This window comes from Williamsia sp. Y853 (genome assembly GCF_056786495.1).
In genome coordinates this window covers 2,060,425-2,081,915 of sequence record NZ_JBXCJC010000001.1, presented here as the reverse complement: position 1 = coordinate 2,081,915, position 21,491 = coordinate 2,060,425, and the positions used below count along the sequence as shown (strand labels likewise).

Genomic DNA, 21,491 nt, shown 5'->3' with positions numbered 1-21,491 from the left:
GATCCGACAACCGGCGATTACTTCGAGTAGAACTCGACGATGAGCTGCTCGGAGAGCGGCACATCGATCTGTGCGCGCTCGGGCAACGAGTGCACCAGGATGCGCAGCGTGCCGGGCACGACCTGCAGCCAACCCGGAGCCTTGCGATCGCCCTGGATCTCCTTGGCGATCTGGAACGGAACAGTCTGCAGCGACTTCGGGCGGACATCGATGATGTCGTAGCGAGAGACGCGGTAGCTGGGCACGTCGACCTTCACACCATTGACGGTGAGGTGGCCATGGCTGACCATCTGACGCGCCTGGCGGCGGGTACGGGCGAGTCCGGCGCGGTAGACGACGTTGTCAAGACGGGTCTCGAGCAGACGCAGCAGCTCGTCACCGGTCTTGCCGTTACGACGGTTGGCCTCTGCGTAGTAGAGACGGAACTGCTTTTCCATGACGCCGTAAGTGAAGCGAGCCTTCTGCTTCTCCTGCAGCTGGAGCAGGTATTCGCTCTCCTTGATCCGCGCGCGACCATGCTGGCCGGGCGGGTAGGGGCGACGCTCAAACGCCTGGTCTCCGCCGACGAGGTCGACGCGCAGACGACGAGATTTGCGGGTTGCGGGTCCGGTATAACGAGCCATTTTTTAAAGTCCTCTTCTTTCCGATTAAACCCGGCGCCGCTTGGGCGGGCGGCAGCCGTTGTGCGGCTGCGGGGTGACATCGGAAATGGTGCCGACCTCGAGGCCAGCGGCCTGAAGTGATCGGATAGCAGTCTCACGACCCGAACCCGGGCCCTTCACGAAGACGTCGACCTTCTTGACGCCGTGTTCCTGTGCCTTGCGGGCAGCGTTCTCGGCAGCAAGCTGTGCCGCGAACGGGGTGCTCTTACGCGAGCCCTTGAAGCCGACATGTCCGGACGAAGCCCAGGCGATGACGTTTCCGGCAGGATCAGAGATCGAGACGATGGTGTTGTTGAACGTGCTCTTGATGTGCGCGCTGCCGTGCGGGACGTTCTTCTTCTCGCGACGACGAGTGCCCTTCTTGGGGCCGGCGCTACGTGACTTAGGAGGCATGGATTACTTCTTCTTCCCGGCGATGGTCTTCTTCGGGCCCTTGCGGGTCCGAGCGTTGGTCTTGGTGCGCTGTCCGCGAACGGGCAGGCCACGACGGTGACGCAGACCCTGGTAGCAGCCGATTTCGATCTTGCGACGAATGTCGGCCTGCACCTCGCGGCGCAGGTCACCTTCGACCTTGACCGAGGATTCGAGGTATTCACGAAGCTTCAGGACGTCTTCGTCAGTGAGGTCCTTGGCGCGCAGGTCGGCACTGAGGCCGGTGGCAGCAAGGATCTCCTTGGAGGTGGTACGACCAACTCCATAGATGTACGTGAGTGCGATCTCCAGGCGCTTTTCGCGCGGAAGATCAACACCAGCAACACGTGCCATGTGGCGTTTCCTTTGGTTCTCGGAGGTCTGCTCCCAATCCGTCCCCGACTCTTGCAGGGCCCCGGCCTCCGTGCCGGGGGTAGGCGGACTCCTGTGTGAGTCCGCTGGTGTTGAGAGGTCTTCTTTTGTTGCCTGTATGAAGTTGTGTCGCTCTTACAAGCGATCGGGTCGAAGTGCTGATCAGCCCTGACGCTGCTTGTGACGCAGGTTCTCGCAGATCACCATGACGCGGCCGTTACGCCGAATCACCTTGCACTTCTCGCAGATCGGCTTGACGCTCGGTTTAACCTTCACGTCACTCTCTCCTTTGCCTGTGCTGAGACCGACCTTGGTCGCTCAGCACGGATCTACTTCAAAGCACAGGGCACAGCCTTATAGCCGCACCCCAGCTGGTTGTCCTACCCGGAGGGGTCCGGGAAGTCTGTTGGGTCTTACTTGTATCGGTAAACGATCCGGCCGCGAGTCAGGTCGTAGGGCGAAAGCTCCACGACCACGCGGTCTTCGGGCAGGATGCGGATGTAGTGCTGCCGCATCTTGCCGCTGATGTGGGCGAGTACTTTGTGGCCGTTCTCCAGCTCAATGCGGAACATCGCATTGGGCAGGGGTTCGACAACGCGGCCCTCCACCTCGATGGCGCCTTCTTTGGCCATAGCCTCCACGATTCTGGTGTGTTGACCACACCTGAACAGTTGTCTTCGATTACCGTCATGACACGCACGTGACCGGGTTCTTTTCAGCGGCAGTTGGCAGGCGATTCGAGCAAGCTCTGCAAATCTGGGCACAAAAACAATCCGGCGCGCGTACGCACCGTTGATCAACATTACGCTGCCGCGCAGCTCAGGACAAATAAGCGCATTCTCCGGCGGACCCGCGTGCCCCCGAAGCTCCCCCGATCGGCCGGAATCTGGCCTTGACGCGATCCTTCAGTTCAGTTTACGGTGACCGCACTCACGGATTGAAACGTTTCAAACTATCGATTGGCGACGGGCCCATGCAGCACGAACAACCGGAAACGGTTACCGAGACATCAGCCGACACTCCACGTCAGCGGGTGTGTTTCACCATGAACCTGCGGCCCGACCGCATCGATGATTACCTCGCTGCCCACGAGGACGTCTGGCCGGAGATGCTCGACGCATTGCGCGAGACCGGCTGGTCCAACTACTCGCTGTTCCTGCAGCCCGGCACCGGACTGGTGGTCGGGTACGTGGAAACCGAGGACTTCGACCGGGCGCGCGAACTGATGGCCCAAACCGCGGTGAACACCCGGTGGCAGGCCACCATGGCGCAGTACTTCGCCGATCCCACGGCTGGACCCGACACCACGATGACCGAGCTCGACCACTACTTCCACCTCGCCTGATCGGTTCTTCATCCGGATCGGATCTATCGGCGGTGTCACATTCGGCACCCACCCGAACGAGTCGCCCGAGCCGGACCAATTACCCTGCGCCCACACCCCATGAGGAGAAACCATGAAACTCGGGGCCAAGAAAACCACCGGTTGGAAGGCAACGATCTCTGTTGCCATGTCCAACTACATCGAGGCCGGATCGATCATCGCGATCGCCACCAGCCTCGGTTTCTGGCAAGACGAGTTCGGCATCAGCAACTTTGCTGTCGGCTTGCTCGCCGCACTCAGCGCCAACGCCTTCGGCGCGGCCGTCGGCGCAGCCATCGGCGGTCCGCTGTGTGATCGCTACGGACGTAAGGCGATCTACACATACGACCTGATGGTCTACATGGTCGGCGTGCTGATCGCGGCCTTTGCCCTCAACTTCGGCATGCTGATGATCGCGTTTGTGATCACCGGTCTGGCGGTCGGCGCAGGCGTTCCGGCGTCGTGGACCTACATCGCCGAGCAGGCTCCCTCGGGTGCCCGGGCCAAACACGTCGGTACCGCCCAGCTCGCCTGGTCGGTCGGCCCTCTGGTCGGCTTCGCCCTGGCCGCCGCGCTCGCGCCGCTCGGGTTGCTCGGTTCACGACTGATATTCCTGCACCTGTTCGTGGTTGCCGCGGTGGTCTGGTGGATTCGCCAGGGCCTGGCCGAGTCGAAGCTCTGGACCGAGGACAATCTGGAGAACACGGACGCGAACACGGGCTCGACGCCTGCCCCGGTCGCCACCTCGGGTGGCGCAGGTCTGCGCGGCCTGTTCTCGAAGAAGGTCAACATCACCGCGCTGCTGGTGCTCATCGGCATCTACGGCTTCTGGAACACCGTCGCCGGTCAGGCAGGCATCTTCATGCCGCGCGTCTACGAGACCGCAGGCCTCCACAGCGAAGTCCAGCAGAACCTGCTCCAGGTCCTGGTCTGGGGCATGACCGTGCTGTCGACCTACTTCGTCTTCATGCGCCTGGCCGACCACATGTCGCAGCGACTGCTGTTCGCCCTCGGCGCCATCCCCGGCATCTTCGCCTGGGGCGTGCTGGTCATGTTCACCGACGGCGGCATGACAACCATGCTCATCTTCGCGATCTGCTGGGGCATCTCCAGCGGTGTCGGAGCGCAGGCCTTCTACAGCCTGTGGGCCAGCGAGTTGTTCGCAACCCCGTACCGCGCCAGCGCGCAGGGCGTCATGTTCTTCGCCGTCCGCACGGCCACCGGTGCGCTGAGCTACTTCTTCCCCACCCTGCTGGCGGCAGTCGGGCTCGCCTGGGTCGGACTCCTGCTGATCACCTGCCTGACCATCGCGCTGATCATCGGAGTCATCTGGGCCCCGGACACCCGCGGCAAGGAACTCAAGGACATCGAGATCGAGCGGTACGGGCGGCCCATCAGCCCCGAGCTCGTCGGAACAACCACCACCGCAACAACCACCACCGCACAAACGACCGGCAATGCTGGGAGCAACTGACATGAAAAACTTTGACGCCGCCAAGATTGAAACGTTTCAGAACCTAGCTATCGAGCTCCCTTCCTGGGCATTCGGCAACTCCGGCACCCGATTCAAGGTGTTCGGAACCCCCGGAACCCCGCGCACGGTGCAGGAAAAGATCGCCGACGCCGCCACCGTCAACCGCTTCACCGGCCTCGCTCCGACCGTGGCGCTGCACATCCCGTGGGATCTGGTCGACGACTTCGCTGCATTGCGCCGCTACGCCGAAGATCAGGGTGTGGGCCTGGGAACGATCAACTCCAACACCTTCCAGGACGACGACTACAAGTTCGGCAGCCTGACCCACACCGACAAGAGCATCCGACAGAAGGCCATCGATCATCACCTCGCCTGCATCGAGGTCATGAACGCGACCGGCTCGCGCGACCTGAAGATCTGGCTCGCCGACGGCACCAACTACCCCGGCCAGGGTGACATCCGCGGCCGCCAGGACCGGCTCGCCGAATCGCTGTCCACGATCTATCAGCACATCGGCGACGAGCAGCGGATGGTGCTCGAGTACAAGTTCTTCGAGCCGGCCGTCTACATGACCGACGTTCCGGACTGGGGCACGTCGTACGCCCAGGTCAGCGCACTCGGTGAGCGGGCGCTGGTCTGCCTCGACACCGGCCACCACGCGCCAGGGACCAACATCGAGTTCATCGTCGCCCAGCTGTTGCGTCTGGGAAAGCTCGGTTCGTTCGACTTCAACTCCCGGTTCTACGCCGACGACGACCTGATCGTCGGGGCCGCCGACCCGTTCCAGCTGTTCCGCATCATGTTCGAGGTGATCCGCGGCGGTGGCCTGGCCACCGGTTCGCCCGTCGCGCTGATGCTCGACCAGTGTCACAACGTCGAGGAGAAGATCCCCGGTCAGCTCCGTTCGGTGCTCAACGTCCAGGAGATGACGGCCCGCGCATTGCTGGTCGACACCGAGGCGCTGGCCGCCGCGCAAGATGCCGGAGATGTGCTGGGCGCCAACGGGATCTTCATGGACGCGTTCTACACCGATGTCCGGCCCGAGCTCGCACGCTGGCGTGCCGAGCGCGGACTACCCGCCGATCCGATGGCCGCATACGCCGAGTCGGGCTACCGGGAGAAGATCGTGGCCGAGCGCGTCGGTGGAACCCAATCGTCCTGGGGCGCTTGAGTTTTAGCCTGAGATTTTTCAGTTTTCAATTTCTGTCTTGTCGATATCTGTAAGGAATGCAATGACCAACCCGACCGTCAAACAACTCATCGAACGCTCCAACCGCCTCGGCGCCGATCCCAAGAACACGAACTACGCGGGCGGTAACACCTCCGCCAAGGGCGTCGACCGTGATCCCGTCACCGGCCAGGACGTCGATCTGATGTGGGTGAAGGGGTCGGGCGGAGATCTCGGAACCCTCACCGAGGGCGGACTCGCGGTGCTGCGCCTCGATCGTCTGCGGGCGCTGGTCGACGTCTACCCGGGTCTCGATCGCGAAGACGAGATGGTCGCCGCATTCGACTACACCCTTCATGGCCGCGGTGGCGCCGCGCCGTCGATCGACACCGCCATGCACGGACTGGTCGACGCCGCGCACGTCGATCACCTGCATCCCGATTCGGGTATCGCCCTGGCGACGGCATCCGACGGCGAGGCGATCACCAAGAAGATCTTCGGCGATCGGGTCATCTGGGTGCCGTGGCGTCGCCCCGGCTTCCAGCTCGGCCTCGACATCTCCGAGGTCAAGAAGCAGAATCCGCAGGCCATCGGCTGCATCCTCGGTGGACACGGCATCACCGCGTGGGGCGAGACGTCCGAAGAGGCCGAGGCCAATTCGCTCGAGATCATCTCCGCCGCCGAGGATTACCTCGCCGTCAACGGCAAGTCGGCGCCTTTCGGTCCCCCGCTCCGCGGTTTCGGCCCACTGAGTCCGGCCGAGCGGGCTGCCAAAGCCGCTGCCCTCGCGCCAACGCTGCGTGGACTGGCATCGACCGACAACGCCCAGGTCGGGCACTTCAACGACTCCGATCCGGTGCTCGAGTTCCTCACCGCCGCCGAGCATCCCCGGCTCTGTTCGCTCGGCACGTCTTGCCCGGATCACTTCCTGCGCACCAAGGTCAAGCCGATGGTGCTCGATCTGCCTGCGGATGCCTCGGTCGAGGACTGCATCACCCGCCTGAAGGAACTGCACGAGTCCTACCGGGCCGACTACACCGCGTACTACAACCGCCATGCCACCGAGGACTCCCCCGCGATGCGCGGTGCCGATCCGGCGATCATCCTCATCCCGGGTGTCGGAATGTTCAGCTACGGCAAGAACAAGCAGACCGCACGGGTGGCGGGCGAGTTCTACCTCAACGCGATCAACGTGATGCGCGGCGCCGAGTCCGTCTCGACGTACCTGCCCATCGACGAGGTCGAGAAGTTCAACATCGAGTACTGGGCCCTGGAAGAGGCCAAGCTCGCCCGGATGCCCAAGCCCAAGCCGCTTGCCACCCGTATCGCCCTGGTGACCGGCGCGGCCTCGGGCATCGGCAAGGCCATCGCGAACCGCCTGGCCGCCGAAGGCGCCTGCGTGGTCATCGCCGACCTCGACGAGGAGAAGGCCAAGGCCGCCGCCGCCGAGATCGGATCGTCCGACGTCGCGATCGGCGTGCGCGCCGATGTCACCGACGAAGCCCAGGTCCAGGCCGCGGTCGATGCCTGCGTGCTCGCCTTCGGTGGTATCGACCTCGTCGTCAACAACGCCGGTCTGTCGCTGTCGAAGTCGCTGCTGGAAACCAGTGCAGCCGACTGGGATCTGCAGCACAACGTGATGGCCCGCGGCTCGTTCCTGGTGTCGAAGGCGGCCGCGAAGGCCCTCATCGATCAGCAGATGGGCGGCGACATCCTCTACATCTCGTCGAAGAACTCGGTGTTCGCCGGACCCAACAACATCGCCTACTCCGCAACGAAGGCCGACCAGGCACATCAGGTCCGCTTGCTGGCCGCCGAGCTCGGTGAGCACGGGATCAAGGTCAACGGCATCAACCCCGACGGCGTCGTCCGCGGCTCGGGCATCTTCGCAGGCGGCTGGGGCGCCAAGCGCGCCGCGGTCTACGGCGTGCCGGAAGAGGAGCTGGGCGAGTTCTACGCGCAGCGCACCCTCCTCAAGCGGGAAGTGCTGCCGGAGAACATCGCCAACGCCGCGTTTGTGCTCTGCAGCTCCGACATGTCCCACACCACCGGACTGCACGTGCCGGTCGACGCCGGTGTCGCCGCGGCATTCCTGCGATGAGTTCCGGAACTCGGACCCGGAAGCTGGCGGCCGTCGATCTCGGCGCCACCAGCGGCCGGGTGATGTTGGCCGAGGTCGGCCCGGATCACTTGCAGATCCGGGAGGTGACCCGGTTCGCCAACGGTCCGCTCCCGATCTGGGACGGTCACCGGACCGCGCTGCACTGGGATGTCCCCGGGCTCTTCGCGCACATCCGCGGCGGGCTCGCGGCGGCCGGCCGCGAGGCCGACGACCTGGCCGGGATCGGCGTCGATTCCTGGGCGGTCGACTACGGATTGCTACGCGGCGGGCGCCTACTGGGACTGCCGTACCACTACCGCGACGACCGCAACAACGGTGGCGTCTCGGCGGTACACAGCTCCATCGACCCGGCAGATCTCTACGCCCGCAACGGTTTGCAGTTCCTGCCCTTCAACACCGTCTATCAGCTGATGGCCGAGAAGCAGGCCGGAACCCTCGAACTGGCCGATCGGGCACTGCTGGTCCCCGACCTGATCGGGTACTGGCTGACCGGCGAGATGGCCACCGAGCGCACCAACGCCTCGACCACCGGATTGCTCGGTGCCGACGGGCAGTGGGACGACGAACTCAACCGCATCCTCGGACTGCCGACGGACCTGTTCCCCGGTTTGATCGAACCCGGATCGCAACTGGGCCGGCTGCTGCCGGACGTCGCATCCGGGCTGGGTCTGTCGTCGTCGGTGTCCGTCAATGCCGTCGCATCCCACGACACCGCGTCCGCAGTGGTCGCCGTGCCGATGCGGCCGGAGTCGTCGGCGTACATCTCGTGTGGCACGTGGGGCCTGGTCGGGGTCGAGTTGACCTCGCGGGTCACCGAACCGGCTGCCCGGGTCGCGAACTTCACCAACGAGGTCGGGGCCGACGGCCGGATCCGGTTCCTGCGGAACGTGATGGGTCTGTGGCTGCTCAGCGAATCGGTGCGGCAATGGGAACGCTCCGGCGCCACCATCGATCTGGCCGAACTGCTCGATCAGGCCGCCGCCGCGAAACCACCGGCAGAACTCTTCGACACCGACGACCCCGAGTTCCTCTCCCCCGGTGACATGCCGGCCCGGATCGCGCGGTGGTACACCGCCCGCGGCCTGCCTGCACCGATCGAACCGGCGCAGATGGTGCGGGCCATCCTCGAGAGCCTCGCCGGCGCTTTTGCCCGGCGGGTGCAGGAGGCGGCGTCGCTGTCCGGCACCGCGGTCGACACCGTCCACCTGGTTGGCGGTGGAGCCCGTAACCGGCTGTTGTGCCAACTCACCGCGGACCGACTCGGCATGCCGGTCCTCGCCGGACCCGTCGAGGCGACGGCGATCGGTAATGTCCTGATCACCGCCCGGGCCCAGCAATTGATCGCCGACGACCTCGAGAGCGCACGCGCGATGGTCGCCGCAACATTCCCACCAGAGCGATACGAGCCACGTACGACCGGCCGGCATCGCAACGATTTTGTAGGGGTATCACGATGAAACGGCAGTTCCCCAAGGTCCACGACCTGGCGCCATTGATGAAGTTCAAAAAACCCGAGATCAATGCCAAGAAGCGGCGACTCGACTCGGCACTGACCATCGAGGACCTGCGCAAGATCGCCAAGCGGCGGACCCCGCGCCCGGCCTTCGATTACACCGACGGGTCGGCGGAAGCGGAGATCTCGATCAGCCGCGCCCGCGAGGCATTCAACGACATCCAGTTCAACCCGGCGATCCTGCGCGACGTCTCCAAGGTGAACACCGGCTGGGACGTCTTCGGCGCCCCGGTGGCAAAGCCGTTCGGTATCGCGCCCACCGGCTTCACCCGGATGATGCAGACCGAGGGCGAGATCGCAGGCGCCCGCGCGGCGGCCAGGGCCGGGATCCCGTTCTCGCTGTCGACGATGGGCACCGCGTCCATCGAAGATGTGAAGGCGGCCAACCCCAATGGCCGCAACTGGTTCCAGCTCTACATGTGGAAAGAGCGCGAGCGCTCGATGGCATTGGTCGAGCGTGCGGCCGCCGCGGGCTACGACACCCTGCTGGTGACGGTCGACGTGCCGGTCGCGGGCGCACGTCTGCGTGACAAGCGCAACGGCATGTCCATCCCGCCTGCACTGACACCGGGCACCGTCATCAACGCGCTGCCACGACCGCAGTGGTGGATCGACTTCCTCACCACCGAACCGCTGGCATTCGCCTCGCTCGATCGCTGGTCGGGCACGGTGGCCGAACTCCTCGACACGATGTTCGATCCGACCGTCACGTTCGAGGATCTCGCGTGGATCCGCGATCAGTGGCCGGGCAAGGTCGTGGTCAAGGGCATCCAGACCGTCGCCGACGCCAAAGCAGTTGTCGATCTCGGTGTCGACGGCATCGTGCTTTCCAATCACGGTGGCCGCCAACTCGATCGGGCACCGATCCCGTTCCATCTGCTGCCGCAGGTCGCCCGCGAGGTCGGCAAGGACACCGAGATCGTGCTCGACACCGGCATCATGTCCGGCGCCGACATCGTCGCGTCGATCGCACTCGGAGCCCGCTTCACGCTGATCGGCCGGGCCTACCTCTACGGCCTGATGGCCGGCGGCGAGGCAGGCGTGGATCGCGCCATCGAGATCCTCTCCGAGCAGGTCGAGCGCACCATGCGACTGCTGGGTGTGAACGCCCTCGAAGAGCTGGCACCCGCACACGTCACGCAGCTGACACGCCTGGCGCCCCGCGCGATGAACACCGAACGCGACTGAACCCGCGTTAGCCTGACCCCCTGGACCCATTGATCCGTGGACCCCTTCACCTCTTGACTGTCCGTCACCTGGTGACTGCGGGTCCACGGTGTCAGGGTTGGAGAGAGAAAGAAGGCGACCAATGGTGGTGAGTATGCGCGACGTGGCGGCGAGCGCCGCCGTGTCCATCGGCACCGTCTCGAATGTGCTGAACTCCCCCGACAAGGTCGCCCCGGCAACTGTCGAGCGGGTACACAAGGCGATCGCCGAACTCGGCTTCGTCCGCAACGACGCCGCCCGCCAACTCAAGGCCGGAAGGTCGCGGTGTGTGGGGCTGATCGTCCTGGATGTGGGCAACCCCTTCTTCACCGATCTGGCCCGGGCGGCCGAACGACAGGCCACCGACAACAACCTCACGTTGCTGCTCGGCACTTCGGACGACGACGTCAGCCGCGAGCACACGTACCTCGAAACCTTCGACGAGCAACGGGTTTTCGGCGTACTGGTCTCACCGGTCGGTGACGATCTGAGCCGGCTCGAAGCGCTGCAATTGCGCGGCACGCCCGTGGTCCTGGTCGACCGCAACGGCGAAAAGACACCCTTTCCCTCCGTATCGGTCGACGACGTCGCAGGCGGCGCCCTGGCCTGTGGCCACCTGTGCGACACCGGACGTCGGCGGATCGCCTTCGTCGGCGGCCCGCGGGCCATCCGTCAGGTCGCCGACCGTCTGCAAGGCGCACGCGAGGCCATCGAACAGGTACCCGGCGCCACCCTCGAGGTCATCGAGACCCGCTCGCTCAGCGTCCTGGCCGGACGAGCCGCAGGCGAACAGATCCGCAGACGGCCTGCCGCCGAGCGCCCCGACGCCATCTTCTGCGCCAACGACCTACTCGCCATGGGCGTCCTGCAGGCCCTGACGATGCTCGCCGATGTCTCGGTGCCCGGCGACATCGCCCTGATCGGATACGACGACATCGACTTCGCCAAGGCAGCGGTGGTGCCGTTGTCCTCGATCAGCCAGCCGAGCAGGCAGCTCGGTTCCAGCGCCATCGATCTCCTGGTCGGCGAGGCCACCCGCAGCCCGCACAACCCACCCCGGCACATTCGCTTCCAACCGCGGTTGGTCGTCCGCGCGTCCACTGCCCCGGCCTGAGCACCCCCATTCCCGACCACTGCCAACTCCCTGCATCGAACGACCGAGACGTGCAACACTCGTGGCCAGATGCCAAAGCCGGTCACCAGGGAGATGTCTCATGGCGCAGGAAAAGACCACCTACTGCCGGATCTGTGAACCACTGTGCGGGATGATCGCGACCGTCGAAGACGGCAAGCTGCTCTCGCTGCGACCGGATCCGCACAACCCGCTGTCGAAGGGGTTCGCCTGCCCCAAGGGCATTGCGTTCAGTGAGATCGTCAACGACCCCGACCGCGTACTGCATCCCCTCCGGAAGAACTCTCGCGGCGAGTTCGAGCAGGTCTCCTGGGAGACCGCGATGGGTGAGATCACCGGCAAACTGTCCGCGATCCACCGCCGCGACGGCGCATCGTCGATCGGCTGGTATTTCGGTAATCCGGCGACCTTCTGCGCCGGACACGTCACGTGGGCGGGCATGTTCCTCAATCTCCTCGGGACACCCCACATCTATTCGGCCGGCTCGCAGGACGTCAACAATCGGTTCAGCGCCAGTCACTTCCTGTACGGCAACCCGCTCACCGCCCCCATCCCCGACATCAACCGGGTGCAGTTCCTTGTCATCATCGGCGCCAATCCCGTTGTCTCCCATGGCAGCGTGATGAGCTCTCCGCGCATCCGGGAGGGTTTGACCGCCATCACCAAACGCGGCGGTCGGGTACTGGTCATCGACCCCCGCCGCACCGAAACGGCCCGCGAGTTCGAGTGGCAGCCCATCGTGCCCGACACCGATGCACTCCTGCTGCTCTCACTCCTTCACGTGATGTTCGATGAACACCTCGCCGACGATCACCGCCTGGAGGGCCGCAGCACCGGCCTGGCGACGATCAAGGATGTGGCACAGGCCTATTCACCCGAGACAACGGCCGAACACACCGGCATCGACGCCGAGACGGTCCGCGGGCTCGCCCGGGACCTGGTGTCGACCAACAGGGCCGCGGTGTACGGCCGGGTCGGAACGTCGCTCGGTCGCACCGGAACCCTGACCACAGCGCTGCTCGACATGGTGAACCTGGTGGCGGGCAACCTCGACGAGGTCGGCGGGTCGATGTTCGGCGACCTCGGCATCCCCGGTCAACGCCTGGGTGTCGCAGCGCTGCAGCGTGTTCCGCGGTTCGCCTGGGCCGGTCGGCGGAGCCGGGTCGGCGACCTACCACAGATACTCGGGACCGCTCCGGCATCGGTGATGGCGAAGGAGATGACCACTCCGGGACCGGGCCAACTCAAGGCAATGTTCATCAGTGCAGGCAACCCGGTGCTCTCGGTACCCAACGGCGATGAATTGAGTGCGGCGCTCGATGAGGTGGAGTTGTTTGTCTCACTGGATATCTACCAAAACGAGACCAACGCACACGCCGACTACATCCTGCCGACGACCACGATGTATGAGCGGTCGGACTTCCTGCTGCCATTCCAGGCGCTGTTCACCACGCCGTTCAAGCAGGCAACCGACGCTGTGATCGCACCACGCGGGCAGGCCCGCGAGGAATGGGTGATCATCAACGAACTCGTTGCCGCACTGGCAACCCGGGTCCCACTGCTCGGTGCACTGCACCTGTGGAACCGGCTCGCCGACCGCATCGGCAAACCCTTGACTCCGGATCGGTTGTCAGATCTGCTGATCCGGATCGGCACCGGCGGAGATCGATTCGGACTGCGCAGGCCGGGTCTGAACCTACACAAGCTGGTCACGAACTTTCCACACGGCAAGATCGTCGCCGATCACCTCGAACCCGGACAACTTCGCGGGATCATCACCCACCGAAGTCGCAAGATCCGTTTGGACGCACCCGAATTGATCGCCGAGATCGATCGCCTCGACCATGCATCCGACCCGTCGTTTCCGCTGCGCCTCATCGGTATGCGGGAGATCCGTTCGGAGAACAGCTGGCAGCACAACGCTCCCCTGCTACTACGCGGCGGACGCACCCATGCGGCTCGGATGCACCCGGTCGATGCCCAGGCCCGCGACATCGCCGAGGGTGAACTCGTCACCGTCCGCTCGCGTCACGGACAGATAGCGCTGCCCGTCATGCTCACCGAAGACATCAAGCCCGGAGTCGTTGCGATACCGCATGGTTGGGGTCACAACGGCAGCGGCGGCTGGACCCAGGCGAACACCGCGTCCGCCAATGACCTGGGAACCGGAGGCGCGAACGTCAACGCGCTGATCTCGTCTGATCCCGACGACCTCGAACGGCTGGCCGGTATGGCGAACATGACCGGTGTGCCGATCGAGGTCCGCGCGCTCGATACGTCGATTCGCGCCCGGTTGGCCGGGCAGACCGCACAGCCGGCCGCACTCAGATCAACTGACTGAGAACCTCCACGATGTCGACGTCGCCGAGGACCTGGATGGCCACGTGGTCGGCGCCCTGCCCGAGGTGGGCGTCGATCTTCTCGCGGACGACCTCGGCGGTGCCGTGCGCCACGAGTTCATCGATCAGCGCATCTGTGCCGCCATCGGCGAAGTCGGCGTCGGTGTAGCCGAAGCGCTTGAGGTTGTTGGTGTAATTCTGCAGGTGAAGGTACGGCTGGTCGACGTACGGGCGGCCGACAGAACGTGCCAACTGCGCGTCCTCGGTCAGCACCACCTTGTGTTCGGGAGCGAGGAACTTCTCCGGGCCGAGGATCATTCGGGCGTATTCGGTGTGCGCAGGCGGAACCAGATAGGGGTGAGATCCGAATGCACGTTCCGCGGCCAGGCGCAGCATGCGCGGGCCGAGTGCGGCGATCACCCGACGATCAACCGGAACACCGCCCTTGTCGAGCCCGTCGAGGTAAGCACACAGCGCGTCGTAGGGACTTTTGTACTCATCGACTGCCTCCGGGTGACTGACGCCGACGCCGAGCAGGAAGCGACCCGGGAAATCGTCCTCCAAGGCGCTGAACTGATCCGCGATATCGGCCGGGTCGGTGTTCCAGATACTGGTGATCCCGGTGGCCACGCGAATCGAATCGGTGGCCTCGAGCAACGTCCGGGCCGGGCTCAGCGAAGGAGGCGAACCCCCCAGCCAGATGGTGCCGTAGCCCAGCTTCTCTATCTGCTGTGCCTGCTCCTGCGACAGTGCCGACGAACCCGCCCACACCCCATGCGTTCCAAAACTGCTCATACGACAGTCCAACCCGACGCACCCACCACAACATTCCATTGGAGGGTCATTCAAAAGCCGTCAATGATCTCGCCGGGCTTCAAACAGGCAGTCGACGAACGTAGTGTCGCACTCATGCGGACTGCCGTGGCCCTGATCGCAATCTCGATTGCGCTGCTCTGCGGTTGCACCACGCAGAATCCCGGTCCCGAACGCTCCACGAAGTCGACCACACCCGTGGCCGCCACCGAGGTCCGCACGATCAACCCGTTCGGACCCGACCGCGACGGCATGCTTGTGGACGGTTACAGCACCCACGACGTCGCAACCCTGGCTCCGCTGAAGTGCTTCACGGACATCAGCGGTGGTTACCGCTGTTCGGAGACCCCGCAAGGACTCAGATTCTGTTGGCAGGCCGCCGAGAACACCGCCGCCTGTCTCGCCGACCCACGCGATCGGGAGTTGGGCACGATGGGTGCCACGTTCGTGATGATGTCCGACGTCAGTCCCTATATCCCGGCCGGACTCGACCTGGTCGACGGATCCCGGTGCACCCTCGGACGAAACCCGATGGCGATGGCGACCGGCGACATGCAGTATGTGCATGTCTACGGCTGCACGGGCGGTCCAACAAAGGGCGTGTACACCGAGCCCCTCCCCGGGATCGGCAATCCGGTCCGGGATGTCATCGACACGTCAACCGCGCTGTGGACCGTGCAGGGCGGGGACGAGAGCGCACCCACCGGACCGGTCGAGGTCCTCGTCGCCTACCAACTCGCCACTGGTTGAATTGACCGGGTGAAGGCACTCTTGCAACGCGTCACCTCGGCCTCGGTCAGCATCGATGGAGAAACGGTCGGCGCGCTACCACTGAGCGACGGCGCACAGGGACTGGTGGCACTGATCGGCGTCACCCACGACGACACCGACGCCCAGGCCGCCACCCTCGCCGAAAAGATATGGCGCCTGCGCATTTTGGACGGTGAACGCTCCGCCGCAGATCTCGATGCCCCGATTCTGGCGATCAGTCAGTTCACGTTGTACGCCAACACGGCCAAGGGCCGACGGCCGTCGTGGAATGCGGCCGCACCCGGACCCGTCGCGGAACCACTTGTCGAGAAGGTCATCTCCGCACTACGTGCGCTGGGCGCCCACGTCGAAACCGGACGCTTCGGGGCCCATATGCAGGTGGCACTGGTCAACGACGGTCCGGTCACCGTCGCGCTCGAGGTGTAGGCCCCGGCGTTACGGCCGGGTGGTGAGAATCCGCGGTCCGTCGCCGGTGACCACAACGGTGTGTTCCCAGTGGGAGGCGCGGCTGCCGTCGTTCGTGACAACGGTCCAATCATCTTCGAGCACAGTGGTATCCACCGTACCGAGAGACAACATCGGCTCGATGGCCAGCGTCGATCCGATCACCAGAACCGGGCCCCGCCCGGGTTTGCCCTCATTGGCCAGGAACGGATCGAGGTGCATCTCGCGCCCGATACCGTGACCGCCGTAGCCGTCCACGATTCCGAACTCGCGGCCGAAGGTCTTCTCCGCGGCCCGCGTCGCGGTCTCGACCGCGTGGGAGATGTCGGTCAGACGCCCGCCATCGACCATCGCCGCGATACCGGCTTCGAGAGCCAGGCGGGTGGCGTCGTTGAGATCGGAGTCGGCCTGCGACAACTCACCGATACCGAAGGTCCACGCCGAATCACCGTGCCAGCCGTCGAGTATCGCACCGCAGTCGATCGAGACGAGGTCGTGCTCGGCCAACACCACGTCTTTCGACGGGATGCCGTGCACCACGACCTCGTTCACCGAACTGCAGATCGAACCGGTGAACCCGTGGTACCCGAGGAACGACGGGACCGCCCCGGCGTCACGGATGACGGCTTCGGCGATCGCATCGAGTTCGAGCGTGCTCACCCCGGGCTTGGCGCCCTCGCGGACCGCCACCAGTGCACGGCCGACGATCGCGCCGGCGGCCGCCATGGCGTCCACCTCACCGGGACTACGGAATGGGACCGGTTTCGGTTTACGAAACCCCATGATCACCTACTGATTCGAAGTTGAGGTGCGCTCAGGCGCCGAGGGCGCGCAGCACTCGCTGATGCACTTCGTTGACGTCGCCCATGGCGTCGATCGACTTCACCGCATCGCCGTAGTAGTCACGCAGCGGTGACGTCTCTTTTTCGTAGACGTGCATGCGGTTGCGGATCACCTCTTCGGTGTCATCGGCGCGGCCACGGGCCAGCATCCGCTTGACAACGACGTCCTCGTCCACGCTGAACGACAGCACGGCGTCGAGCTTGGTGTCGAGATCCGCGAGGATCTCGGTCAGCGCGTCGGCCTGCTCGGTCGAACGCGGGAACCCGTCGAGGATGAAACCCTTCGCCGCATCCGGCTCGGCAACGCGGGCGCGCACCATGTCGACGGTGATCTGCGACGGCACCAGGTTGCCGGCATCGAGATACTTCTTGGCCTCGAGCCCGATCGGGGTTCCCTGCGAAATGTTCGCGCGGAACAGATCGCCGGTCGAGATGTGCGGGATACCAATGCTCTCCGAGAGCAGTTCGGCCTGTGTACCCTTGCCTGCTCCGGGTGGGCCGAGAAACACCAGTCTCACTTGAGAAACCCTTCATACTTGCGCTGCATGAGCTGCGAATTGATTTGTTTGACCGTGTCCAGACCGACGCCGACCATGATCAGCACCGCGGTACCACCAAACGGAATGTTCTGGACGCCACCTGAATTGCCGATCTCCAGGAAAAGGTTCGGCAGTACGGCGATGGTGCCCAGGTAAATCGATCCGGGCAGGGTGATCCGGCTCAACACGTAGCCGAGGTAATCGGCCGTGGGCTGACCCGGCCGGATGCCCGGGATGAAGCCACCGTACTTCTTCATCTCATCTGCACGTTCCATTGGATTGAACGTCACAGCCACATAGAAATACGTGAAGAAGATGATCATCAAGAAGTACATGAGGATGTAGGCCGGATTGCTCGGGTCCACCAGGTATGTCTGGATCGCGCGCTGCCACCACGAGGGTTCCTCGGTCTGGCTCTGTGTCAGCTGCAGGATCAGGTTGGGCAGGTACAGCAGCGACGACGCGAAGATCACGGGGATGACGCCGGCCTGGTTGACCTTCAACGGCAGGTACGTCGACGAGCCGCCGTACATCTTCCGGCCGACCATGCGTTTGGCATATTGCACCGGAATCCGGCGCTGGCCCTGCTCGATGAAGACGACGCCGGCGACAATCGCCAGCGCGGCCAGGATCACCAGGAAGAACACCAGGCCACCGCGGGTGTCGAGGATGGTCTTGCCCTCGGACGGGATACGTGCGGCGATACCGGCGAAGATCATCAGCGACATACCGTTGCCGATGCCGCGCTCGGTGATCAGCTCACCGAACCACATCACCACACAGGCGCCGGCCGTCATGACCAGCACGATGATGAGCAGCCCGAAGATGGACTGGTCGTTCAGGATCTGATCACTGTTCGAACAGTCGGGCAGCAGATTGCCCCTGGCCGCCAGTGCAACGATGCCCGTGGACTGCAGGAGCGCCAACGCCACCGTGAGGTAGCGCGTGTACTGCGTCATCTTGGCCTGACCGGACTGGCCTTCCTTGCGCAACTGCTCGAAGCGCGGGATGACCACGGTCAACAGCTGCACGATGATGCTCGCGGTGATGTACGGCATGATGCCGATCGCGAACACGGACAGCTGGAGCAGAGCTCCACCGGAGAACATGTTGATCAGCGAATAGATGCCCGCGGAATCTCCACGCGAGACATCGTCAAGACACTGCTGAATTTCTTGATAGTCGACGCCGGGCGACGGAATGGTCGCACCGAGACGATAAAGGATGATGATTCCCAGAACGAAGAGAATCTTCCGCCTCAGGTCGGGTGTCCTGAAGGCCGATATGACGGCGGAACGCACTAACTCCTCCTGGGCAAAGTCGCTCCGGCAGCAGCGTTGCACCGGGCTACGAACAACTCTTGAACTCTAACAGTCACCGGTTCGGGGGACCGAGCGGTGACCACTGAAGTGACGAACGGCGCGGCAATGATGTCCGCGCCGTCCGCCACTGTAGCGAGTCCGGGTGGTCGATGGACTGCGGCTGCCTTACAGGACAGTCGTCGTACCGCCGGCAGCAGCGATCTTCTCGCTGGCCGACGACGAGAACTTGTTGGCGCTGACCTGCACGGCCACCGACAATTCGCCCTCGCCGAGCACCTTGACCAGTTCGTTCTTACGAACCGCGCCCTTGGCGATCAATTCTTCGACACCAATGGTGCCCCCCTCGGGGAACAACCGGGCGATGTCGCCGAGATTGACAACCTGGTACTCGACCCGGTTGCGGTTCTTGAAGCCCTTGAGCTTCGGCAGCCGCATGTGGATGGGCATTTGCCCACCCTCGAAGCCGGCAGGCACGTTCTTGCGTGCCTTGGTGCCCTTGGTGCCGCGACCCGCGGTCTTACCCTTGGAACCTTCACCACGACCCACGCGGGTCTTTTCTGTCTTCGACCCGGGGGCGGGGCGAAGATGATGCAATTTGATTGTCATTGTGACTAAACCTCTTCGACGGTCACGAGGTGCCGAACCGCTTTGATCAAGCCGCGGTTCTGGGCGTTGTCCTCGCGGGTGACGGTCTGGCGGATTTTTCGGAGTCCGAGAGTCCGCAGGCTGTCACGCTGATTGCTCTTCTGCCCGATGGTGCTTTTCACCTGGGTGATCTTCAACTCGGCCATATCAAGCTCCCTGTCCTGCACGGGCGCGCAACATACCGGCCGGAGCGACATCCTCGATCGGCAGACCGCGACGTGCGGCAACCTCTTCGGGGCGCTGCAGCATCTTGAGCGCTGCAACGGTCGCGTGGACCACGTTGATGGCGTTGTCCGAGCCGAGGCTCTTGCCGAGGATGTCGTGGACACCCGCGCACTCGAGCACGGCACGCACCGCGCCACCGGCGATCACACCGGTACCGGGGCTGGCCGGACGCAGCATCACAACACCGGCAGCGGCTTCGCCCTGCACGGGGTGAGTGATGGTCGCGCCGATCATCGGGACGCGGAAGAAACTCTTACGAGCCTCCTCGACACCCTTCTGGATCGCGGCCGGAACCTCTTTGGCCTTGCCGTAGCCGACACCGACCAGTCCGTTGCCGTCACCGACGACCACGAGAGCGGTGAAGGAGAACCGACGTCCACCCTTGACCACCTTCGAGACGCGGTTGATGGCAACAACACGCTCTAGCTGATTCTTGTCTTCCCGACCGCCACCGCGCTGGTTGTCGCGCCGATCGCGGTTACCGCCACCGCCGCCGCGGCGGTCGCCGCCTGCGTTGGCTGCGTTCGGGTCATTGCTGTTGCTTCCGGCGGGTCCGCTTCCGGTACCGCCATCACGCCGCTGACGTCCCGGCATCAGATGGTCCTTCCATTGCAAATCGTTGTGGTCGACATCAGAACTCGAGCCCTCCCTCACGGGCGGCATCCGCCAATGCGGCGATACGGCCGTGGTAGCCGTGGCCACCATGGTCGAACACCACAGCCTGCACACCGGCAGCCTTGGCGCGGGCGGCGATCAGTTCGCCGACCTTCTTGCTCTGTGCCGACTTGTCGCCACCGGTTGCGCGGACATCGGCCTCGATGGTCGAGGCTGCGGCCACGGTGTTACCGGCGAGATCATCGATGAGCTGCACGTGGATGTGACGCGAGCTCCGCTTGACCACCAGGCGAGGACGCTCGGGGGTGCCGCTGATCTTCTTACGCAGCCGGAAGTGACGGCGTGCGTTGGAGACGCGACGACGGGTCGATGCGTCCTTGCCGAGGGGAATGCGCTTTGGCTTTCCCGCAGTTTTAGTCACTGTTGCTTCACTCATGTCACTTACCCGTCTTTCCGACCTTGCGACGGATCTGCTCACCCTCGAAGCGAACGCCCTTGCCCTTGTACGGGTCCGGGCGGCGCAGGCGGCGGATGTTCGCCGAGATCTGTCCGACTTGTTGCTTGTCGATTCCCGAAACCGAGAATTTGGTGGGCGATTCCACCGTGAAAGTGATGCCGGCAGGCGCCTTGATCGGCACCGGGTGGCTGTATCCGAGCGCGAACTCGAGGTCGCTGCCCTTCAGTGCCACACGGTAACCGACACCGAAGATCTCCATCTTGCGGACATATCCCTCGGTGACACCGGTGACCAGGTTGGCCACCAGGGTACGGCTCAGGCCGTGCAGTGCACGGTTGCGGCGCTCGTCGTTGGGACGGGTGACAACAACGGTCCCCTCCTCAACGGCGACAGCGATCGGCTCCGAGAGCGTCACAGACAACTGCCCCTTGGGGCCCTTGACGTTGACGGTCTGGCCGTCGATCTTCACGTCTACTCCGGCCGGAATGGCGACCGGGTTCTTTCCAATACGCGACATAGTATTTGCCCCTTACCAGACGTACGCGAGGACTTCGCCGCCCACGCCCGCGCTGGCGGCTTGGCGATCGGTCAGCAGACCCGAGGACGTGGAGATGATCGCCACGCCGAGGCCACCGAGCACCTTTGGCATATTTGTGGACTTTGCGTAGACCCGCAGGCCCGGCTTGGAGACGCGGCGCAGGCCGGCGATGCTCCGCTCGCGGGTGGGGCCGTACTTGAGCGAGACGACGAGGCTCTTGCCGACTGCAGCATCTTCTGTGCGGTAGTCGGTGATGTAGCCCTCGCGCTTGAGGATCTCGGCGATATTCGCCTTGATCTTCGACGCGGGCAGGGTCACCTCATCGTGATACGCCGAATTGGCGTTACGCAGACGTGTCAAGAAGTCTGCGATCGGATCAGTCATGGTCATAACAGACCGTCAACCTTTCTCGCAGCGGTTCCCATGCAGCATGCGCGCACCGGTTCCTTCGAATGCCAAGGCATTCTTCGGGCCTGTTACGTCACATCGTGGGCCTACAACGAAGTGAGTACTGTCCT

25 protein-coding genes are annotated in these 21,491 nt (G+C 64.2%); 10 read left to right on the top strand and 15 right to left on the bottom strand.

All coding sequences use genetic code 11. The features are described 5' to 3' along the window. Positions 1–17 precede the first annotated feature (17 nt). The 5 genes from rpsD to infA all read right to left on the bottom strand — a co-directional run bounded on the left by rpsD (position 18) and on the right by infA (position 2,077). Positions 18–623 carry a 30S ribosomal protein S4 gene (gene rpsD, locus AC1TPF_RS09455; RefSeq protein WP_482135383.1) on the bottom strand — a complete coding sequence of 202 codons (606 nt, stop codon included), beginning with the start codon at positions 621–623 and terminating at the stop codon, positions 18–20. Positions 624–647: 24 nt separating this feature from the next. Continuing rightward, positions 648–1,055, bottom strand: coding sequence for a 30S ribosomal protein S11 (gene rpsK, locus AC1TPF_RS09450; RefSeq protein WP_020109368.1), 408 nt, complete (start codon positions 1,053–1,055; stop codon positions 648–650). A 3-nt stretch (positions 1,056–1,058) separates the two neighbouring features. Beyond that, complete coding sequence (rpsM, locus tag AC1TPF_RS09445) at positions 1,059–1,427, bottom strand: 30S ribosomal protein S13 (protein ID WP_482135384.1); 369 nt, start codon at positions 1,425–1,427, stop codon at positions 1,059–1,061. A gap of 180 nt (positions 1,428–1,607) precedes the next feature. Continuing rightward, on the bottom strand, positions 1,608–1,721 hold the full coding sequence (rpmJ, locus tag AC1TPF_RS09440) for a 50S ribosomal protein L36 (protein WP_026917227.1): 114 nt from the start codon (positions 1,719–1,721) through the stop codon (positions 1,608–1,610). 137 nt (positions 1,722–1,858) lie between these two features. Further along, entirely contained in the window at positions 1,859–2,077 is a 219-nt protein-coding gene (gene infA / locus AC1TPF_RS09435; protein ID WP_020109371.1) for a translation initiation factor IF-1, read from the bottom strand. 341 nt (positions 2,078–2,418) lie between these two features. Between infA and AC1TPF_RS09430 the strand changes: the two genes are divergently transcribed. From AC1TPF_RS09430 to AC1TPF_RS09395, 8 genes are all read left to right on the top strand, one after another. Continuing rightward, on the top strand, positions 2,419–2,790 hold the full coding sequence (locus tag AC1TPF_RS09430; RefSeq protein ID WP_482135385.1) for an L-rhamnose mutarotase: 372 nt from the start codon (positions 2,419–2,421) through the stop codon (positions 2,788–2,790). Positions 2,791–2,902: 112 nt separating this feature from the next. Further along, positions 2,903–4,282 carry an MFS transporter gene (locus AC1TPF_RS09425; protein ID WP_482135386.1) on the top strand — a complete coding sequence of 460 codons (1,380 nt, stop codon included), beginning with the start codon at positions 2,903–2,905 and terminating at the stop codon, positions 4,280–4,282. A 1-nt stretch (position 4,283) separates the two neighbouring features. Beyond that, positions 4,284–5,453, top strand: coding sequence for an L-rhamnose isomerase (gene rhaI / locus AC1TPF_RS09420; protein WP_482135387.1), 1,170 nt, complete (start codon positions 4,284–4,286; stop codon positions 5,451–5,453). Between the two features lie 61 nt (positions 5,454–5,514). Continuing rightward, positions 5,515–7,551, top strand: a complete 2,037-nt coding sequence (locus AC1TPF_RS09415; protein ID WP_482135388.1) for a bifunctional aldolase/short-chain dehydrogenase — start codon at positions 5,515–5,517, stop codon at positions 7,549–7,551. Beyond that, entirely contained in the window at positions 7,548–9,029 is a 1,482-nt protein-coding gene (locus AC1TPF_RS09410) for a rhamnulokinase (protein ID WP_482135389.1), read from the top strand. The genes AC1TPF_RS09415 and AC1TPF_RS09410 overlap by 4 nt, the downstream gene beginning before the upstream one ends. Continuing rightward, on the top strand, positions 9,026–10,273 hold the full coding sequence (locus tag AC1TPF_RS09405; protein WP_482143611.1) for an alpha-hydroxy acid oxidase: 1,248 nt from the start codon (positions 9,026–9,028) through the stop codon (positions 10,271–10,273). The genes AC1TPF_RS09410 and AC1TPF_RS09405 overlap by 4 nt, the downstream gene beginning before the upstream one ends. Before the next feature lie 121 nt (positions 10,274–10,394). After that, positions 10,395–11,405 (top strand): LacI family DNA-binding transcriptional regulator, encoded by a 1,011-nt coding sequence (locus tag AC1TPF_RS09400; protein ID WP_482143609.1) that lies wholly within the window; start codon positions 10,395–10,397, stop codon positions 11,403–11,405. A 100-nt stretch (positions 11,406–11,505) separates the two neighbouring features. Then, a complete protein-coding gene (locus AC1TPF_RS09395) occupies positions 11,506–13,764 on the top strand; it encodes a molybdopterin-containing oxidoreductase family protein (RefSeq protein WP_482135392.1) in 2,259 nt (752 codons plus the stop codon). Here the strand turns inward: AC1TPF_RS09395 and AC1TPF_RS09390 are convergent. Further along, a complete protein-coding gene (locus tag AC1TPF_RS09390) occupies positions 13,748–14,557 on the bottom strand; it encodes an LLM class F420-dependent oxidoreductase (protein WP_482143607.1) in 810 nt (269 codons plus the stop codon). The two genes, AC1TPF_RS09395 and AC1TPF_RS09390, sit on opposite strands and share 17 nt — an antisense overlap. A gap of 114 nt (positions 14,558–14,671) precedes the next feature. On the opposite strand from AC1TPF_RS09390, the gene AC1TPF_RS09385 reads away from it, so the two are divergent. Then, complete coding sequence (locus AC1TPF_RS09385; RefSeq protein ID WP_482143605.1) at positions 14,672–15,325, top strand: hypothetical protein; 654 nt, start codon at positions 14,672–14,674, stop codon at positions 15,323–15,325. A gap of 9 nt (positions 15,326–15,334) precedes the next feature. Next, positions 15,335–15,772 (top strand): D-aminoacyl-tRNA deacylase, encoded by a 438-nt coding sequence (dtd, locus tag AC1TPF_RS09380; RefSeq protein ID WP_482135395.1) that lies wholly within the window; start codon positions 15,335–15,337, stop codon positions 15,770–15,772. 9 nt (positions 15,773–15,781) lie between these two features. On the opposite strand, the gene map is transcribed toward dtd, so the two are convergent. The 9 genes from map to rpsH all read right to left on the bottom strand — a co-directional run bounded on the left by map (position 15,782) and on the right by rpsH (position 21,363). Then, complete coding sequence (map, locus tag AC1TPF_RS09375) at positions 15,782–16,573, bottom strand: type I methionyl aminopeptidase (protein WP_482143603.1); 792 nt, start codon at positions 16,571–16,573, stop codon at positions 15,782–15,784. A 31-nt stretch (positions 16,574–16,604) separates the two neighbouring features. After that, positions 16,605–17,150, bottom strand: coding sequence for an adenylate kinase (locus AC1TPF_RS09370; RefSeq protein ID WP_482135397.1), 546 nt, complete (start codon positions 17,148–17,150; stop codon positions 16,605–16,607). Continuing rightward, entirely contained in the window at positions 17,147–18,472 is a 1,326-nt protein-coding gene (gene secY / locus AC1TPF_RS09365) for a preprotein translocase subunit SecY (RefSeq protein WP_482135398.1), read from the bottom strand. The genes AC1TPF_RS09370 and secY overlap by 4 nt, the downstream gene beginning before the upstream one ends. Before the next feature lie 186 nt (positions 18,473–18,658). Continuing rightward, entirely contained in the window at positions 18,659–19,099 is a 441-nt protein-coding gene (rplO, locus tag AC1TPF_RS09360; RefSeq protein WP_482135399.1) for a 50S ribosomal protein L15, read from the bottom strand. A gap of 5 nt (positions 19,100–19,104) precedes the next feature. Further along, positions 19,105–19,284, bottom strand: a complete 180-nt coding sequence (gene rpmD, locus AC1TPF_RS09355; protein ID WP_084835423.1) for a 50S ribosomal protein L30 — start codon at positions 19,282–19,284, stop codon at positions 19,105–19,107. A gap of 1 nt (position 19,285) precedes the next feature. Continuing rightward, positions 19,286–19,957, bottom strand: a complete 672-nt coding sequence (gene rpsE / locus AC1TPF_RS09350) for a 30S ribosomal protein S5 (RefSeq protein WP_482135400.1) — start codon at positions 19,955–19,957, stop codon at positions 19,286–19,288. Positions 19,958–19,994: 37 nt separating this feature from the next. Next, the gene (rplR, locus tag AC1TPF_RS09345; protein ID WP_482135401.1) at positions 19,995–20,414 is read right to left on the bottom strand and encodes a 50S ribosomal protein L18; all 420 of its coding nucleotides are present in this window, start codon (positions 20,412–20,414) and stop codon (positions 19,995–19,997) included. Between the two features lies 1 nt (position 20,415). Then, positions 20,416–20,952, bottom strand: coding sequence for a 50S ribosomal protein L6 (rplF, locus tag AC1TPF_RS09340; protein WP_482135402.1), 537 nt, complete (start codon positions 20,950–20,952; stop codon positions 20,416–20,418). Between the two features lie 12 nt (positions 20,953–20,964). Beyond that, on the bottom strand, positions 20,965–21,363 hold the full coding sequence (rpsH, locus tag AC1TPF_RS09335) for a 30S ribosomal protein S8 (RefSeq protein WP_482135403.1): 399 nt from the start codon (positions 21,361–21,363) through the stop codon (positions 20,965–20,967). Between the last annotated feature and the right edge of the window lie 128 nt (positions 21,364–21,491).